This window comes from Mesorhizobium sp. P171375 (assembly GCF_057786075.1).
This window is the reverse complement of sequence record NZ_JBYNWF010000001.1, coordinates 4854569-4871085: the sequence shown is the minus strand read 5'-3', so window position 1 is coordinate 4871085 and position 16517 is coordinate 4854569. Positions and strand designations below refer to the sequence as shown.

Genomic DNA, 16517 nt, shown 5'->3' with positions numbered 1-16517 from the left:
GCTTTGGTTGATCTTCTCGTCACCTACATGGAAATGCGCCAGGCCAATCCGGCGCCTGCCCGCGTCAAGCCGGCAGCCGGCGCCTCGGTTGCGCTGGAGAGGCTGGACAGCGCCAGTTACATCAGCCTCTACCGCGCCGTCGGCGAGCCTGTGCAGTGGGATCAGCGGCTGCGCATGGCGGCGGAGGACCTCGAGCGCCTGCTGGCGCTGCCGTCGACACACATTTACGTGCTGCGCGTTGGAGGCGAGGCAGCCGGCCTGTGCGAATTCAACGGCGTCGGCCAGCCTGACGTCGAGCTGGTTCACTTTGGGCTGGTTCCCGCCTTCCAGGGTCGCAGGCTCGGGCCGTTCCTGCTCGACCAGGCGCTTCGCGCCGTCTGGTCGCATGCGCCGCAAAGGGTCTGGCTTCATACGGACACCTATGACCATCCGGCCGCGCAATCGGTCTACAGCCGCGCAGGTCTCAAGCCGTATGAGCAACGCATGGAAACTTTTCCGGACTAGCCGGCTTTCCCTGCAGAGTTTCTGGTCAGTCAGCCGCGAGTGCCTCGATCGAGCGCGCTATGTTCTGCCTCGCCTGCGGTTCAAACCGCTGCCGGAACTCATCGGTGTGGAAGATGTGGTCTCGAGCGAGGAAAGTCTTCAAGACAGCGCCGCGCCCGGCGCGCCACATCGGCTCCTCGACCCAGGCATATTCCTGTCGGACCGCGCGCTCATAGGCGTCGAACGCATCCGGCTCGGCGCCCAGGATCGACAGATCCATGTCGAGGAAGAGGCTGGCGTCGCGTATTGCCGCTGCATCGTCGAAGGACGGCAGCTGGTGCGTTGATGTAGCGAGGATCATCGCAGCGATGCGGCTCAAGCGTTCCGCATCGGTGCGTCCAGCCAGGTCTTTCTCGGCAAGGGCCGCACTTTGCGCCTCATTGTCCTTGGCCTTGCTGTCATAGATGGCGTCGTGGAACCAGATTGCCGCTTCGACGGCTTCGGGGTCGTGCAGCAATGCGTGATAGTTCTCGGCCAGCGCCAGCATCGCCTCGATATGTCCAAGGTTATGGTAGTGGCGGTCTTCGGCCCGATAGAGCTCCGAGAGTTGCCGCTTCAGCGGTTCGTCGATCAAGGGCTGGTCTTTCAAGTTTGTCATGCGTCCAGTTAACCGATCTCAGCCCCTCGGAGTCAAAACCAATCATTTCGAACCTTGCGCGGGCAGGGGCTCTGGGGAATGTTGCCATTCCATTCAACCAGGAGGCTGCCATGACGAATACCTTGCCGGGGACGATCGACATGAAGCTGGAGGCCGTCATCATCGCGGTTGCGGACGCAGAACGTTCCAAGCGTTTTTATGGCGGCCTCGGTTGGCGGCTCGACGCCGACTTCGTCGTCGGCGATGCGTTCCGGGTGGTGCAGTTCACGCCACCGGGTTCGCCATGCTCGATCCATTTCGGCAAGGGCCTGACGACAGCCGCGCCAGGCTCGGCAAAGGGACTTTATCTCGTAGTATCCGATATCGTGGCGGCGCATGCCGAACTCGTGGCACGCGGCGTCGAGGCCAGCGAGGTGTTCCATCGTGCGGGGCCTGGGCAGCCGCCGGTCAGCGGCAGGCATCCGGAAGGGCGCAGCTATTCGTCCTATGTCACGTTCAGCGATCCCGACGGCAACAGCTTCATCGTGCAGGAAATCACCCAGCGTTTGCCCGGCCGCGTGGACGCCAGCGACACGATATTCACCTCGTCGGGCGAACTTGCCGCGGCACTGCGACGCGCGGCGGCGGCACATGGCGAGCACGAGAAGCGGACCGGCGGGAAGCACGATGTGAACTGGCCCGACTGGTATGCAGAATATATGGTGGCGGAACAGGCCGGAAAGCCGCTGCCGACCTGAAAGGCTCGGCATCAGGCGGGTCCGCTGGCCCCGTTTCCTGGGCGGGCGGTGATCAAGGGTTCGTTTTCCATGGTGGCTTGAATCCGCGTGAACCAAATCCATTTGATCAGTGACTAAGGAAAATTGAGTTCAATCGTGCTATGATCTGGCCTATATGTGCAACAAGCCGGCAGGCCGGAGACGTCGATGAACAGCATTACGATAGCCCGCCCCACAATGGTGCAGCCGGTCGATCCGATCTGGCGCTCGATCCGCGACGAGGCGATGGAAGCGGTCAACCGCGACCCGCTTCTGGCGGCGTTCCTCTATTCGACCATCCTCAACCAGGAGAGCCTGGAAGAGGCGGTCATCCACCGGCTGGCCGAGCGGCTTGCGCATCAGGATATCGGTTCCGACCTCATCCGCCAGACCTTCAAGTCGATGCTGGCCGACGACAAGGAATGGTCGTCGATCGTGCGTGTCGACATCCAGGCCTATTACGATCGCGACCCGGCCTGCGACCGCTTCATCATGCCGGTGCTCTATTTCAAGGGTTTCCACGCCATCCAGACGCACAGGCTGGCGCATTGGCTGTGGAATCAGGGCCGCAAGGATTTCGCGCTCTATCTGCAGAGCCGCTCCTCCTCGGTGTTCCAGACCGACATCAACCCGGCCGCCCGTATCGGCAAGGGCATCTTCATCGACCACGCCACCGGCCTCGTCGTCGGCGAGACGGCGGTGATTGAGGACGACGTGTCGATCCTGCACGGCGTGACGCTGGGCGGCACCGGCAAGGCCGGCGGCGACCGTCACCCCAAGATCCGGTACGGCGTGCTGATCGGCGCCGGCGCCAAGATCCTCGGCAACATCGAGGTCGGCCATTGCTCGAAGATCGCGGCAGGCTCTGTGGTGCTGTCGCCGGTGCCGCACAACAAGACGGTTGCCGGCGTACCGGCCCGCGTCGTCGGTGAGACCGGCTGCGACCAGCCTTCGCGCCAGATGGACCAGCTTTTGCCGTCGCAGTCGATGGACCAGGTCGTCAGCTTCGACATCTGATTTGCACGATCCGGTGTGCCGGGCTGAAGTCCGGCTGCCGGCGCTGTTGCCCCTTAACTTCGCGTTCTATCCAGCCGGCTTGCCTTTACATCGCCATTGTCGACGTGCCAGAAGCGCGTTCCAACGAGCAAGCCCGACGATCGGAGAAGACTTTTGAAGCCGGACGAAATCAGAAAGCTGGACGCCTATTTCAAGCGCGTCTTCCACAATCCCAAACTCGAAGTGAAGGCGCGGCCGCGCAAGGAAGATTCGGCCGAGGTCTATGTCGGCGACGAGTTCCTCGGCATCGTCTTCAAGGACGAGGACGACGGCGACTATAATTTCTCGATGGCGATCCTCGACATCGATCTGGCTTGAGCCCAGAAGGCTACAGACTTTAGCGATCGGCGGCAGCCAGCCGCACCATCGTCATCCCAGGGCAAAGCAGCCGCGCAGCGGCGTCGCGGAGACCCTGGGATCAATGCCGGGGCATCGGCCAGGAACGCGGCGGTCCAGAACTGCCTTCTCTGCTCTTCCAATAGCGAATTCTGCACCGCTTCGCCGCCTGAAAAGGCACGGACTGGATCCTCGGGTCTGCGCGATCGCTTCGCGCCCGCTCCGCCCGTGGATGACGAATGGGGCTATCTCGCTGCCTTGAGGACACGCGTGGCCTCGGCGACGATTGCCGCGTCAAGCGTCGGCCAGTTGCCCAGAAGTTCCCGGGGAAAGCGGTAGGTCAGGCTGAGGCTGTCGCCGACCTGAATGTCGCGCTCGCAGGGCGCCAGCGATTCCTCGGCACTTGGTCCGCTCAGGCAGCGGGCGACGAACGGATCCTTGCCGGTGCGGCCGGCAACCGCGAGCACCTCGTTGAGATAACCTGATTTTTCGCTGAAGCCGTAAATCATCGTGCCGCCGGGGCCGGGCGTTCCGGGCTGGTCGATCAGCGCGCTGTAGATTGGCGCGAAACGGCCGCTCATGTCGCGCGACATCATCTGCGGTTCGAACGACAGGAAGATGATGTTTTTGGCCGTTCCCGTGTGGTTGAAGTCGTCGCGGGCGGCTTCGCTGTAACCTTCCATCTGGGGATAGCGCAGATAGAGGTCGAGGCGCGAAGCGATGCCGTCGCGGCGCGCCTGCAGGAAGCGGATGGCGTTGGCCGGCACGGCAATGACATTGTTGCCCATTACCACCCGATGGACCGTGGTGTCGTCGGTATAGCCGGCCATGGCGATCGAGCGGCCGAACCATTTGCCGCCAAGGCTGATCGCCAGCGACAACAAAGCCAGTGCCGCAAAGGCATAAAACACCCGCTTCATCAGCACGGAATCGACGACGTTGAATTCTTCGGCGGTCGCTGCCTGCTTCATCGCAATCCCCACAATCGCCGCCTTCTGTCCTTGGACGGCACAACTTGCCACGGCATGGCTCTTGCAGCGCGGCTGTCGGATGCGACTGTGCGATTTCATGGTAAACGGAAGGTAAAGATGAGCCTGCTGCTGCCCGTTCTGTTCGCTTTTGCCGTCGGCCTCACCGGCTGCGGGCTTGCCGGATCCGTGATGGAACTGGTCGCGGGCCGCCGGCTGGCCTTTGCCGAGCCTTATGTATCGCCGGCGCACATCCTGCGCTCGCTGGCAGCGACCGCTTGCGCCGGGCCGTTCATGCTCGCCAACGATGCTCTCGATGCGCGGCGCGAAGGCCGCATTTCGACGCTGATGCTGATGTCCTGCGGCTGCACCGTGATGGCCTGGGCGCTGGCGCTGGGCATCGTTCTGATCGCCATTGCCTCGTGGGGCGTCGGCTCACCTGGAGCAGTTCAGCTTCTGGTGGAGTCGCTGGCCCGATATTTGTCTTGAACGGAAAACCACTACGCGATTTTCCCCAGGAAGAACCGCCACGCGGTTTTCCTTGGATTGTTTTAGGGTTCGTTCCGCCTGAGACGAATCGGAGACTAAAATGCCGACCTATGCGATCGACGGAAAGGCGCCTCGTTTCGAGGATGCCGACAGCAACTGGATTGCGCCCGACGCGACGTTGATCGGCGACATCAAGGTCGGCCGCAATGCCGGCTTCTGGTTCGGCGCGGTCATCCGCGGTGATAATGAGCCGATCGTCATCGGCGCCGACAGCAATGTCCAGGAGCACACGGTGATGCACACAGACCCCGGCTTTCCGCTGACAATCGGCCATGGCTGCACCATCGGCCACCGCGCTCTGCTGCATGGCTGCACGATCGGCGACAACAGCCTGATCGGCATGGGTGCCATCGTGCTCAACGGCGCCAGGATCGGCAAGAACTCACTGGTCGGCGCCGGCGCGCTGGTCACCGAAGGCAAGGAGTTCCCCGATAATTGCCTGATCGTCGGCTCGCCCGCGCGGGTGATCAGGCCGCTGGACGACGCCGCGATCGCCAGGCTGCGCGCCTCGGCCGCGCACTATGTCGCCAACGGCAAGCGGTTCAAGGCCGGGCTGAAAGAGACGTAAGGCCAGCCGGACAATCCGTATCGCCGACAGTTCCATCGCAGTCCAACTTACCGTCTGTTGGAGCCAGGCCCGGCCATTGCATCGCGCAGCAATGAAGCGCCGGCCTCAAAGCCGGAATTGTCGGCTTCCTCGAGGGGCGTCGTATAGTCATCAATCCGGGTTTCGAGCGCCGGGTCGGCGCCTGCGGCCAAAAGAAGGCGGATCGCATCGACACTGCGGATGGCCACCGCATAGTGAAGCGGCGTCCAGTCGTTCACGCCCCGCATGTCGGGGTCGGCGCCACCGTCGATCAGCATCCTGACGATTTCCAGCCTATCGGTTCGGTCTGTGGACAGCGCGGCAATGATTGCCGGAAACCCACCGTGATCGTGATAATTCGGATCCGAGCCGGCATCCAGCAAGGTCGAGATGAACCCGGCCGGGCTCCAATAGATCGCATACTCCAGCGGATGGCCGAGGCCGAGCTCGAACGGCATGTGCTCGTCGAACCAGCGGGGCGAGCCGCCCAATGCTACGCCGAGCCCCTCGAAATCGCCGGCCTTGAAGGCATCGTCGATCGCTTTGAACAGGCGATGGCGTTCGCATCGATCTTCCGGGATTTCCAACATCGCCGTGATCCAGGGGTGAGACCAACGGCATATAGTGCTTCGATCTTCTGTGTCTGAAAAGGTGCGTCGCGATCTTCAGGTGCGCCTGACGGCTCGATGAGGTCAGTGACCTTTCGATATCAAGCGTTCATCGTCGTTTTGGTGGTGCACTTCTTGGCAAACATTAGTGCCCAAATTGACATCGGGCACCTCTTGGTCGCTTATTGTTGCAACTGAGACATGACCGTTAATACGTAAATCTAAGTCGTGGAGGTAGCTTACTTGCATGCCACCTGAGCTTGTCGAGCTGACAGCGAAACCTATTCTGCTAGTCGTCATTTTCGTTGCCGGCGTCCTTGCGGGCATACTCGTGGAGCGTTTCTTATCGAGGAGGCGGCGGCAAGCAGGGAGGGAAAGGAATCGCGCGCGCTGGGCGAGAGAGCGCAGTGGAGGCGACATCCTTAGCGGCCTATGGGTCGCCCCGAAGCCTGTTTCCGCGCCACCGAAACCGACTGATCCTGCCGACCAGTTGCGGATTGTTATGGAGGCGAACTTCACTATTCAGCCGCTCCTCAACAGGAGCGAAGTGCGCGTCTTCAAGGAACTTGATCGCATGGTGATCGGCTGTAATCCGGGATGGCAGGTGATGGCCCAAGTGTCATTGGGCGAAATTCTGCGAAGCAAGAATGCCGACGCCTACAGCTGCATCAACTCGAAACGGGTGGACCTTCTTCTTGTAGATGAGAATTGTCTGCCACGACATGCAGTCGAATACCAAGGTTATGCTCATCATCAGGGTGCGGCCGCAGCGCGGGACGCGGTCAAAAAGGAAGCATTGCGGCGAGCAGGCATTAGCTATCACGAGATCGTTGGCGGCCAAACGACACCTTCCGAACTCAGGCGGTTGGTTGAGAAGCTCGTGGACAAGCCTTCGGCGGATTAATAGCTCGCCTATGTTTGGGGCGTGATGCCCCTGTCTCGGGTTCGACCAAAACCGCTGCCCTTATGCCTTGCGGTGGAAATGGTGGAGCCGGCCCGGGGACGGGGCCGGCTCCTAAAACCCGGTCGTTGGGGACGGGGAGGGTGGGGACTCGACCGGGCTTTCTCGTCGCGTCCTGAGCGGACGTGATTCTTGTTTGGCGTCCTAGCGGACGCTGGCAACCGCGTCGGCGCGGCCGTCATTGATCGTTACCCAGACGCCGGAATTCGTGTCGGACTGGCGCTTCAGATAGGTGTAGTCGGTGTCAGTCCAGGACAGCACCTTGGACTCCAGATTGTCGAGGATGAACTCGCCGAGGCTGGTGCGCACGGTCAGCACCGCATGGCCGTCGCCGTTCGGCTGGCGCGCTACGGTCATCAGCAGATTGCCGGCCGGAACGCCGAGCGCCATCAACTCGCGGCGCTTCTCCAGCGCATAGTCCTCGCAGTCGCCGAAGCCGCTGTCGGGGTAGGACCAGACCTCTTCCTTGCCCCACATTTCCATGTCGGTGCGCGGCACGATCCGGATGTTGACCGAATTGTTGATGCTGACGATCGACGACCACAGCTTGCGGGTCAGTTCGACCGGCGCCTCCTTGGGTGTGCGCTGCGCGCATTCCTGCGGCAGCTTCTGACAGAATTCGTAGTGACCGACCGGCTGTGTGGTGCGACCGCCAGTGTGCATGTAGGCCGGTCCCGCTGCTTGCGCCGTTCCCCAAGCGGAAAGCTGCATCGCCATTGCCAAGAGCAACAGCTTGCCCCACGTCTTCGCCATTTGGTCAGTCTCCCCGTTTGAGGAGACAATGACACGGGTCGATTTATTTCACGCAAAAACCCGAAGTAGACATTGAGTAAAACCCCAATAGAATAAGCGTAAAATTTGATCTATTTTAATATAAAATCGTTCAGACACGGGCGCAAAAGTCGGAGCTTTTGCAATGCGGTCGCTGGCCGCAGGCGTGGATTTCAGGCGTTGGCGGCGGTCCCGCATCCTTGCGTGCCGACGCGGGATGTCGGGCAACAAAAAACCGGCCGCGAAGGGCCGGTTCGTTTTCTTGCTGCGTGTTCGTTCAGGCGCGCGGGGCGTTGAACTCGGAATCGAGCGTTTCCGGGCGCTGGATGACAGCGAATTCTATGGCGACGCCGTCCTCGAAATGACGCACCACCTGGCCGCGCATGGTTCCAAGCATCACCTGGATGCCGATCGCTGGCTTGACGTCGATCTCGACCGCCGCGCCCGACAGGGACAGGTCGATAATGCGGCACTGATACTGGCGCCCATCGGTGAGCTGCAGCACGCTGGTCGGGTTGCGCGGCGCCACGCGTTCGTGGCGGCGATCTTCCGGCAGGTCGAGCTCATGCTTGTTGGCAAGCCAGGTCAGCTGCGCGGCAAGCTTGTCCTTCTTGCGGTCCGAGGCAATGACGGTCATGGCAAAGCCGTCCTGCGAGGTGCGCGTCACTACGCCCTCGATGCGGCCGATATGATCGATATAGGCAATGACTTTTTCGCCCGGCATGCCGACACGGTCGGTGCGCAGCGCGACATTGCCCGGCGACATGTCGACAACCTGGCAGGGGTGTTCGGTGCGGTCCTCCAGCATGAAGCGTCCGTAGATCTTGACCCGGACGCGCTGAAAGTTACGCCTTTCGGCGCGGGACGGCGCATATTCGACCGCCGCTGACCTCATGACTGCCTACACCCCGTTGGGATTCCCGCGTCGTGCGTGGAACTTCACGCCGAAACGCTACAGCAAATCAGGTTAACAAAGGGGAAAAGCGGGCTGCCGATACTTAAGGTCGGGGCCTGGATTTGAGCCTAAAGCGCGTCGTGTTTGAACGGATTCAGGCGACGTGCATTATTCACCACGCCCTCCCTCGAACACGACGAGGTGGCGGATGCGTCGCGACCGACCGAGCGCCGAGATGGTCTCCGGGGCGTCGAGCTCGGTAGGAGCCAGTGAAGGAACCGGTATTTCCGGCCGGTTTTTCAGGAACATCGGTTCCTTGTCGGGATCGATGACACGGATGGCATCGATCAAGGCGTCGGTAATCGGGTCTGCGCCCAGCCAGAACGGCTTTTCGACGGCGCTGACGACGCCGAGGCAGCGCGGGTTCTCGACACCGCCGTCGAGCGGCAGGGCAAGCAGTTCGAAGCGGTTCGAACGGCCGTTGCGGCTGAACCCCTCATAGGTGATGAGCACCACGGATTTCTGCTCGAAGACGCCGTGAATGAGCCGCGACACCAGCCGCTGGTCCTTGTCGCGCCACAGCGACGGGAAGGAAAAGCCCTTGAGTTCGCGGCCATAGCCGGCGCAAAGCCTGGTGCCGGCAAGCCGGAACACCGCTTCGCCGCGCGTGTCTCTTTCCAGGATGAATGTATCGGCCAAAAGCGCCTTGATGTCGGCGGGTTCGACTTCCGATCGTTTCGGGGCAGGGCGCCTATCACGCAGCCGGTTCCAATATTGGAACAGCGTGATTGATCCGTTCTGGTTCATGCTATGCGGCTCCGCGCGATCTGTCTTTTGGTGTCCCATCGGTGAACAGAAAGGGCGCTCTCCGATGACCTACATGCGGTGCCTCGCAGGATGCGTGCCAGCGTCGTTAACACTTGTTCACGGGTCGGGGACGTTAAGGTTAACAAGTGGTTTACGTTGCGCGGGCGAGGCCGCCATGGCACAGAAAAACCACTCCAGAAGCGGTCGTTTCGCGACGATCGGCAGCACTTCAGTCAAGAGTTTTAGGGGGAGCAGGGGCTCGACCGGCCGTTCAAGGGAAACCTTGGACGGCTTCTTTTTGATTCGCGCCCGGTGATTCGCGCGCTTCGAAAACGGTCGAGGGTCTCGACGCCAAGCTTCCTGCAGTCGGCGAGCGATGAACGCGCCGCCACCAGCTGGATCCCTCCAACTGATCCCTTCTCCCTCGCTTGCGGCCAGGGATATGGTCGGGAAGGTGGGGTACCTGTTCCCTGGCCTAACCGCCGCTGATTGCCGTTAGGATAAAAACCTCGGTGCCGGGCGTGAGCCCGGTTTCCAGGGTTGCCTTCTCGCCATCGACAAAAACGTTCATATGGCGGCGGATGGCAGGGCGGGAATCGCACATCCGGTCGCGCATGCCAGGCCAGAGCGCGTCCAACCCGTCGATCATTTCCTTCACAGTCGAGGCCGGCAGTTCGACCCGGCGCGGCGCGCCAGGAAACAGGTCGATGAGCACGCCCGGGAGCCGCGCGATGACATGGTGCACACTGCGGGCGGAGTTGTTCGACATTTGCCCTACTCGCCCACCACCATCGTCTCGACGGACAGAATCGTGGGCAGATGCTGAGCGATCTCCGACCAGTTTTCGCCTTCGTTGGCACTGGCAAAGAGCGAGCCGCCGCTGGTGCCGAAATAGACTCCGGCCGGCTCGAGGCTGTCGGTCGCCATAGCCTGCCGCAACACGCCCGCATAGCAGTTCTCCTGCGGCAGACCCTTGCGCTCGTCGAGCCATGTGGCTCCCGCATCCTCCGTCTTCCAGACCGCCGCCTTCGCGTCCGGCACGTAACGGCCGGCGCTGTCGCCGTTGAGCGGCAGAAGGAAGAGCGTGTCGGGGTCGCGCGGATGCGTGGCCGCGGGAAAACCGAAGGTCGAGGGAAGGCCCTTCTCGATGCTCTGCCAGTTCTTGCCGCCATCGTCGGAGCGGTACATGCCGCAATGGTTCTGCTGGTAGAGCCGGTCGGGCTTGCCGGGCGCCATCACCAGACAGTGTACGCACTGGCCGAATTCTGGATAGTTTTGTCCTTCGGGCAGGAAGTCGGCGCGGGTGCCACGGTTGCGCGGCTCCCACGTCTTGCCGCCGTCCCAGGTGTAGAACACGCCTGCGGACGAGATGCCCACCCAGATCTGCTCCTCGTCTGCGGGGTGCGTCACGATGGAATGGAGGATGAGGCCCGCGCCACCTGGGTTCCAGTCCTTGCGGCTCGGGTGATGCTGCAGGCCTTCGATGTGGCTCCAGGTGGCCCCGCCGTCGTCGGAGCGAAACAGGCCGGCCGGCTGCACGCCGGCATAGAGGCTGCCGTTGCGCCTGGCGAGGCTCCACACCGCCTTGATCGGTTCCTCGCCAGCCGCATAGGCCAAGCCCTCGCTGGAATGCGTCCAGGTCTGGCCAAGGTCGTCCGACTTCCAGACCGCCGGACCGAACCATTCGTTGCCGCCGGTGCCGTAGATCGCGCCGGTCTCGGGGTCGCCGACTACATGGTTCATCGGCCAGTGCTCGCAGAACGGACCGCGCAGCTTCCACGACCCGCGCTTGCCATCGCTCTCGGCGATGAAGGCGCCTTTTTTCGTGCCGATGAGCACGAGGATTTTTTCTGGCATTTTCTCCTCCCGATTGCGTCGCTTTCACCAAGGACGGCGGAGCGCGGGCCTAGCCGACAGGACCAACGATTTTTTTCAGTCTAAACCCGTCGAGGCCAAGGTGAGAAGATCTGCCGCCTCCCTGGCTCTGGCATCGGGGACAGCGCGATCTGTGCTGTCATCACCTGACGCCGGGCTGGAAAGCGTCATGCGAGATGTCAGAGGATGCAGGGCAGTTTCAACCGAAGCATCCTTGCTCTAAAGCTCGCGGAACGAATCCTGGACCCAAGTGAATGAGCGATCCGACAAGCCCGGCCGAGACCGAACAGACCGAAGAGCCGCCGCCGCCGCGCCGCGAGCCGGTGTTCAACCTGCCACCGGTGGTGCTGGCGGTGATCGGCATTTGCGTCGCCGTGTTCCTGCTGCAGCAATATGTGCTGACCGAAGACCAGCAGATAACATTGCTCACCGACGGGGCCTTCATTCCCGTCCTCTACACCGGCCAGTACGGCTTCGACTGGTTCCTCTTCACCCGTCCTTTCACCTATGCCTTCATGCATGGCGGCCTTGCCCACATTGCCATCAACATGGTTGCGCTGGCCGCCTTCGGTTCGCCGCTGGCCAACCGTCTCGGCTGGTTCTGGTTCGCATTGTTTTTCGCCGCCACCGGCTTGGCCGCGGTGGTGCTGTTCTGGGCCGTCCATCCATACGGCGAAGCGCCACTGGTCGGCGCTTCCGGAGCGATATCGGGCATGATGGGTGCTGCTGCGCGTTTCGGGTTCCGTACCGACCACTCGTCCGGCAGGGCTGCCTTTGCCGGTCCCGTGCTGCCGATCGCAATCGTTCTGCGCATGCGCGGCGTCGTCAATTTTCTCGGCGCCTGGATGATCATCAATCTCGTCACCGGCCTCTATGGTCTCGGGCTCGGCGAGCCCGGCCAGATCGCCTGGGAGGCGCATATTGGCGGGCTTGTCGCCGGTTTCTTCGGATTGCGCTGGTTCGACCGGCGCTGGCAGGCGCCTGAATGGGAAATCCCCGAGGACCAGAGCACTCCCGACTAGCGCACCCCACTGGCGCACTTGAAAAGGAACCGATCACGGCGCACGATGTTCACTCTTATGTGAAGCCGGTCAGGGCGGGAGCTGGCTAGGCAAGCAGGAGGAGGAGGACGCCATGACGGTTAAGGCAATTCTCGAGAAAAAAGGCCATGACGTGTTCACGCTCGGGCCGAATGAAAAGCTGAGCGAAGCCATTCGAATCCTGGTCGACCACAAGATCGGTGCACTGGTCATCACCAATGGCGATCGCAAGATCGTCGGTATCCTTTCCGAGCGCGACATCGTGCGGGTGGTTGCCAAGGAAGGCGCTGCCGCACTTGATATTGCGGTGCGCTCGGCGATGACGCCGAAAGTGAAGATCTGCAACGAGAACCACACGGTCAACGAGGTGATGGAGATTATGACCAAAGGCCGCTTCCGCCATCTGCCGGTGGAAAAGGACGGGATGCTCGACGGCATCGTATCGATCGGCGACGTGGTCAAGCGCCGCATCGAGGATGTCGAGCGCGAGGCTGAAGAGATCCGGGCCTATATCGCAACGGCTTGACTCGACGAAGAATCCGCCGACCGGAAGACCGGCCGGCGGTATTTTACTCTATCGGTTGTCTAGTTCGGAGCGGACGAGTTGCAGTCCGCGCCTTGTGATGCGGTAGGGGCCGCCATCGCAAGATGAAACCGCCTTCCTTCGCCTCAGTTTTCGAAACAGATCGAGATCGACGCCTGGATAGTGCCCTGTCTCGCTACGAGGTCAGGGCCTTACCGGGACTGAGCGTAAGCGGACATCCACTCTCCATTGGGATGGGCGTCCTCTAGGCGAAAGTGGCGGAAACGGCCAGACTGCGGCTTTGGCCTTGTCTCTTTTGGCGGTTTGCACTAGCGAAGTTTCACATCCAAATATGCGTCTCATGCATATCCGAGAATTCTAGGTACGCAGGCCACCATGACCCTCATCGATACCCGCACGCCCGACGCCAAGCGCCTGATCTCCGGTGCCACCGGCGATTGGGAAATCATCATTGGTCTCGAAGTGCACGCGCAGGTCATCTCGGAAGCAAAATTGTTTTCTGGCGCTTCGACCGCTTTCGGTGCGGCCCCCAACGGCAATGTCAGCCTGGTCGATGCGGCCATGCCGGGCATGCTGCCGGTGATCAACGAGGAATGCGTCAAGCAGGCGATCCGCACCGGTCTCGGGCTGAAGGCGCAGATCAACCACAAGTCGGTTTTCGACCGGAAGAACTATTTCTATCCGGATCTGCCGCAGGGCTATCAGATCTCGCAGTTCAAGCAGCCTATCGTCGGCGAGGGCACGGTGATCGTTTCTGTAGGGCCCGACCGCCAGGGCGAATTCGAGGATATCGAGGTCGGCATAGAGCGGCTGCACCTCGAGCAGGATGCCGGTAAGTCGATGCACGACCAGCATGCGACCATGTCCTATGTCGACCTCAACCGTTCGGGCGTGGCGCTGATGGAGATCGTCTCCAAGCCTGACCTGCGCTCCGGTGACGAGGCCAAAGCCTATGTCACCAAGTTGCGCACCATCATGCGCTATCTCGGCACCTGCGACGGCAATATGGACGAAGGCTCTATGCGCGCCGACGTCAACGTCTCGGTACGCCGGCCCGGTGGCGAGTTCGGAACGCGCTGCGAGATCAAGAACATGAACTCGATCCGCTTCATCGGCCAGGCCATCGACTATGAGGCGCGCCGCCAGATCGCGATCCTGGAGGACGGCGGCAAGATCGAGCAGGAAACGCGGCTGTACGATGCGGTCAAGGGCGAGACGCGCTCCATGCGTTCGAAGGAAGAGGCGCATGACTACCGCTATTTCCCCGATCCCGATCTCTTGCCGCTGGAATTCGACCAGGCCTATGTCGATGCGCTGGCCAAAGACCTGCCGGAACTGCCCGACGACAAGAAGGCGCGGCTGGTCTCTTCGCTCGGGCTATCGACCTACGACGCCTCGATCCTGGTGTCGGAAAAGCCGATCGCCGATTATTTCGAGCAGGTGGCCAGCGGCCGCGACGGCAAGCTTGCCGCCAACTGGGTCATCAACGATCTGCTCGGCCAGCTCAACAAGGCCGGCAAAGATATTGAAAATGCTCCTGTCACACCGGAGCAGCTCGGTGCCGTCATCGACCTGATCAAGGAAGGCACCATCTCCGGCAAGATCGCCAAGGATCTGTTTGAGATCGTCTGGAACGAGGGCGGTGATCCGCGCCAGCTGGTCGAAAGCCGCGGCATGAAGCAGGTCACCGATACCGGCGCCATCGAGAAGGCGGTCGACGAGGTCATCGCCGCCAACCCAGACAAGGCCGAACAGGCGCGCGCCAAGCCGACCATGGCCGGCTGGTTCGTCGGCCAGGTGATGAAGGCCACCGGCGGCAAGGCCAACCCGCAGGCGGTCAACGATCTGGTCAAGGCCAAGCTCGGCATCGAATAGGGCCATGTTCGTCCGCACCGCCAGCGAGCGCGACCTTGCCGCCATCCGCGCGCTGCTGGTCGAAACCTGGCATGCGACCTACGACGCTATCTACGGCACTGAGCGGGTGAGAGAGATCACCGACGACTGGCATTCAATCGCCTCGCTCAAGGCGCGGCTGATAAGGCCGAATTCAGAATTCCTGATCGCCGACGACGGCAAGCGCATCGGCGGCATGGCTTTCGCCGCCGCTACGACGGATGCGAAGATCGTGCTGTTGAACCAGCTCTATGTCCTGCCCGCCTGCCAGCGGCAAGGCATCGGCCAGGCCTTGCTGGGCGAGGTCGAGGTCAGCTTTCCCGAGGCAACCACCTTGCGCGTCGAGGTGGAAGAGGCCAACAAGCCGGCCATTGCCTTTTATCGGGCGAAAGGGTTTGTGCTAGCCGGCAGCACTGCCGATTGCGGCGGTGGCTCAGGATTGCCAGCGCTGATCTTTGAGAAGCCACTGGGATAGATAGCTGACGGCGCGTGTCAGGCCGAGCGCAGCGGCGGCGTCAATTCGCGCATCAGGAGTTGGAGCTCGCGCTGGTCGCCGGTGGCGGTCTTGTCGAAGATCGTCGCCAGCTGTGATTTGATGGTGCCGTCCGAGACGCCGCTGGCAGCCGCGATTTCACGCCGTGTCCGGCCAGCGAAGACATGGCCGGCAACGCGCTTTTCCGCCGCGGTCAATCCGAACAGCGCTGCGATCGCTTCCAGCGCCGGCACGGGTGCTGCGCCGGCGGCGGCGATGAAGATGGCGGCGGCGGCGCGTTGCGACATGCGGGCCGAAATGTCGCGTCGCGCCAGCGGCATGACATGCGCCACCGCCGGAGCCATGGACCGGACCAGGGGAATGTTGATGCCTGACGGTCCGAGCGCGAATTCGTTGCGGGTGCCGAGCTGCACGGCACGGCCGATCGCGGTGTTGGCATTGGCGTAGGCGAAGGCGAGCTGGCCGCGCACCGTGGACACCGAGGTGTTCTCCGTGAGCAACGCTTCCGCTGCCGGGTTGGCGAAGATGATCTGCATGTCGTCGGCCACGATCAGCACCGGATGGTCGAGGCTCTCGATGATCGAGCGGAAGATGTCAGCCTTGCGCCGCTCGGCCTCGAACAGGTCGCCGATGGTCACTGCGCGCCGGACGTGAGGTGCGAGCGTCGAAATCAGGTTGAGATCCCTGGCCGAAATCTGCGGCCTGTCCTTGTCGGTCACCACCATCATCGTGCCGGTGCGTGCCGGCTGCTTCATCAGCGCCACCCAGAAGAAATCGTCGAGACGGTTGGGTTCCACCCACTCGCGCACGATGCGGCTTTCGATCCAGTTCTGGCGCGCGTCGGGGCCTTGCAGCGCATAGACGCTATCGACGGTGAACGGCATATCGATATCCATCTTCGGCAGCGCCTTGAAGAACGGCACTTCGGAGGCGTAGTCGCGCTGCAGCGGCTCGAGCAGGGCGGGATCGCCGCAACATATCGAAAACCGCGCCGAATTGCTTGATGTGTCGACGACCGCCAGCATGGCAAGCCGGCCGACTGCCAGCCTGCAGATTGACTCAAGCGTCGATTGCCAGCGGCCGACATCGGCAACCGAATCGTAGATGGCCTCGACGATCCTCGGCAATGCGCTGCCAATGCTGTTGACGTGATAATTCATGGTGCCTCGTTTGCTGCCGCACTATCGTGTCATGCTCCACAGTGATGTTGCTTGAGGTCTCACATAGACTTCACAGCGT

Annotated in this window: 20 protein-coding genes and 1 pseudogene; 11 read left to right on the top strand and 10 right to left on the bottom strand. The window is 61.9% G+C overall.

Translation table 11 applies throughout. The annotated features are described in order from the left end of the window. Positions 1-3 precede the first annotated feature (3 nt). Entirely contained in the window at positions 4-504 is a 501-nt protein-coding gene (locus tag ACYHH6_RS23725) for a GNAT family N-acetyltransferase (RefSeq protein ID WP_352585925.1), read from the top strand. A 25-nt stretch (positions 505-529) separates the two neighbouring features. On the opposite strand, the gene ACYHH6_RS23720 is transcribed toward ACYHH6_RS23725, so the two are convergent. Then, the gene (locus ACYHH6_RS23720) at positions 530-1141 is read right to left on the bottom strand and encodes an HD domain-containing protein (protein ID WP_352585926.1); all 612 of its coding nucleotides are present in this window, start codon (positions 1139-1141) and stop codon (positions 530-532) included. 110 nt (positions 1142-1251) lie between these two features. On the opposite strand from ACYHH6_RS23720, the gene ACYHH6_RS23715 reads away from it, so the two are divergent. The 3 genes from ACYHH6_RS23715 to ACYHH6_RS23705 all read left to right on the top strand — a co-directional run bounded on the left by ACYHH6_RS23715 (position 1252) and on the right by ACYHH6_RS23705 (position 3270). Next, the gene (locus ACYHH6_RS23715; protein WP_352585927.1) at positions 1252-1878 is read left to right on the top strand and encodes a VOC family protein; all 627 of its coding nucleotides are present in this window, start codon (positions 1252-1254) and stop codon (positions 1876-1878) included. Between the two features lie 186 nt (positions 1879-2064). Further along, the gene (gene cysE / locus ACYHH6_RS23710; RefSeq protein WP_112563436.1) at positions 2065-2913 is read left to right on the top strand and encodes a serine O-acetyltransferase; all 849 of its coding nucleotides are present in this window, start codon (positions 2065-2067) and stop codon (positions 2911-2913) included. Positions 2914-3066: 153 nt separating this feature from the next. Further along, positions 3067-3270 carry a DUF3126 family protein gene (locus ACYHH6_RS23705; protein ID WP_112563401.1) on the top strand — a complete coding sequence of 68 codons (204 nt, stop codon included), beginning with the start codon at positions 3067-3069 and terminating at the stop codon, positions 3268-3270. A 263-nt stretch (positions 3271-3533) separates the two neighbouring features. On the opposite strand, the gene ACYHH6_RS23700 is transcribed toward ACYHH6_RS23705, so the two are convergent. Further along, positions 3534-4259: a hypothetical protein gene (locus ACYHH6_RS23700; protein WP_352585928.1), complete on the bottom strand. Its 726-nt coding sequence runs from the start codon at positions 4257-4259 to the stop codon at positions 3534-3536. Between the two features lie 117 nt (positions 4260-4376). Between ACYHH6_RS23700 and ACYHH6_RS23695 the strand changes: the two genes are divergently transcribed. Further along, a complete protein-coding gene (locus ACYHH6_RS23695) occupies positions 4377-4745 on the top strand; it encodes a DUF6949 family protein (RefSeq protein ID WP_352585929.1) in 369 nt (122 codons plus the stop codon). Between the two features lie 100 nt (positions 4746-4845). Continuing rightward, positions 4846-5373 (top strand): gamma carbonic anhydrase family protein, encoded by a 528-nt coding sequence (locus ACYHH6_RS23690; protein ID WP_352585930.1) that lies wholly within the window; start codon positions 4846-4848, stop codon positions 5371-5373. Between the two features lie 47 nt (positions 5374-5420). Here the strand turns inward: ACYHH6_RS23690 and ACYHH6_RS23685 are convergent, their stop codons facing one another. Next, positions 5421-5981 carry an ankyrin repeat domain-containing protein gene (locus ACYHH6_RS23685; RefSeq protein ID WP_352585931.1) on the bottom strand — a complete coding sequence of 187 codons (561 nt, stop codon included), beginning with the start codon at positions 5979-5981 and terminating at the stop codon, positions 5421-5423. A gap of 265 nt (positions 5982-6246) precedes the next feature. On the opposite strand from ACYHH6_RS23685, the gene ACYHH6_RS23680 reads away from it, so the two are divergent. Next, positions 6247-6903, top strand: coding sequence for a DUF2726 domain-containing protein (locus tag ACYHH6_RS23680; RefSeq protein ID WP_352585932.1), 657 nt, complete (start codon positions 6247-6249; stop codon positions 6901-6903). 201 nt (positions 6904-7104) lie between these two features. On the opposite strand, the gene ACYHH6_RS23675 is transcribed toward ACYHH6_RS23680, so the two are convergent. The 5 genes from ACYHH6_RS23675 to ACYHH6_RS23655 all read right to left on the bottom strand — a co-directional run bounded on the left by ACYHH6_RS23675 (position 7105) and on the right by ACYHH6_RS23655 (position 11290). After that, complete coding sequence (locus ACYHH6_RS23675; RefSeq protein ID WP_352585933.1) at positions 7105-7713, bottom strand: transglutaminase-like cysteine peptidase; 609 nt, start codon at positions 7711-7713, stop codon at positions 7105-7107. Between the two features lie 295 nt (positions 7714-8008). Then, complete coding sequence (locus ACYHH6_RS23670; RefSeq protein ID WP_112564302.1) at positions 8009-8626, bottom strand: PilZ domain-containing protein; 618 nt, start codon at positions 8624-8626, stop codon at positions 8009-8011. Between the two features lie 168 nt (positions 8627-8794). Continuing rightward, on the bottom strand, positions 8795-9433 hold the full coding sequence (locus ACYHH6_RS23665; protein ID WP_352585934.1) for a PAS domain-containing protein: 639 nt from the start codon (positions 9431-9433) through the stop codon (positions 8795-8797). A 475-nt stretch (positions 9434-9908) separates the two neighbouring features. Next, positions 9909-10202 carry a MoaD/ThiS family protein gene (locus ACYHH6_RS23660; RefSeq protein WP_352585935.1) on the bottom strand — a complete coding sequence of 98 codons (294 nt, stop codon included), beginning with the start codon at positions 10200-10202 and terminating at the stop codon, positions 9909-9911. A 5-nt stretch (positions 10203-10207) separates the two neighbouring features. Next, on the bottom strand, positions 10208-11290 hold the full coding sequence (locus tag ACYHH6_RS23655; RefSeq protein WP_352585936.1) for a WD40/YVTN/BNR-like repeat-containing protein: 1083 nt from the start codon (positions 11288-11290) through the stop codon (positions 10208-10210). A gap of 272 nt (positions 11291-11562) precedes the next feature. Between ACYHH6_RS23655 and ACYHH6_RS23650 the strand changes: the two genes are divergently transcribed. Beyond that, complete coding sequence (locus tag ACYHH6_RS23650; RefSeq protein ID WP_352585937.1) at positions 11563-12330, top strand: rhomboid family intramembrane serine protease; 768 nt, start codon at positions 11563-11565, stop codon at positions 12328-12330. 112 nt (positions 12331-12442) lie between these two features. After that, the gene (locus ACYHH6_RS23645) at positions 12443-12874 is read left to right on the top strand and encodes a CBS domain-containing protein (protein ID WP_112564313.1); all 432 of its coding nucleotides are present in this window, start codon (positions 12443-12445) and stop codon (positions 12872-12874) included. A 48-nt stretch (positions 12875-12922) separates the two neighbouring features. Here the strand turns inward: ACYHH6_RS23645 and ACYHH6_RS23640 are convergent. Beyond that, positions 12923-13054: pseudogene (locus ACYHH6_RS23640) on the bottom strand (YjhX family toxin); the annotation flags it as partial. 213 nt (positions 13055-13267) lie between these two features. On the opposite strand from ACYHH6_RS23640, the gene gatB reads away from it, so the two are divergent. Then, a complete protein-coding gene (gene gatB, locus ACYHH6_RS23635; protein ID WP_352585938.1) occupies positions 13268-14767 on the top strand; it encodes an Asp-tRNA(Asn)/Glu-tRNA(Gln) amidotransferase subunit GatB in 1500 nt (499 codons plus the stop codon). A gap of 4 nt (positions 14768-14771) precedes the next feature. Next, positions 14772-15260 (top strand): GNAT family N-acetyltransferase, encoded by a 489-nt coding sequence (locus ACYHH6_RS23630; protein ID WP_352585939.1) that lies wholly within the window; start codon positions 14772-14774, stop codon positions 15258-15260. 17 nt (positions 15261-15277) lie between these two features. Here the strand turns inward: ACYHH6_RS23630 and ACYHH6_RS23625 are convergent, their stop codons facing one another. Next, positions 15278-16438: a helix-turn-helix transcriptional regulator gene (locus ACYHH6_RS23625; RefSeq protein ID WP_352585940.1), complete on the bottom strand. Its 1161-nt coding sequence runs from the start codon at positions 16436-16438 to the stop codon at positions 15278-15280. Positions 16439-16517: the final 79 nt, after the last annotated feature.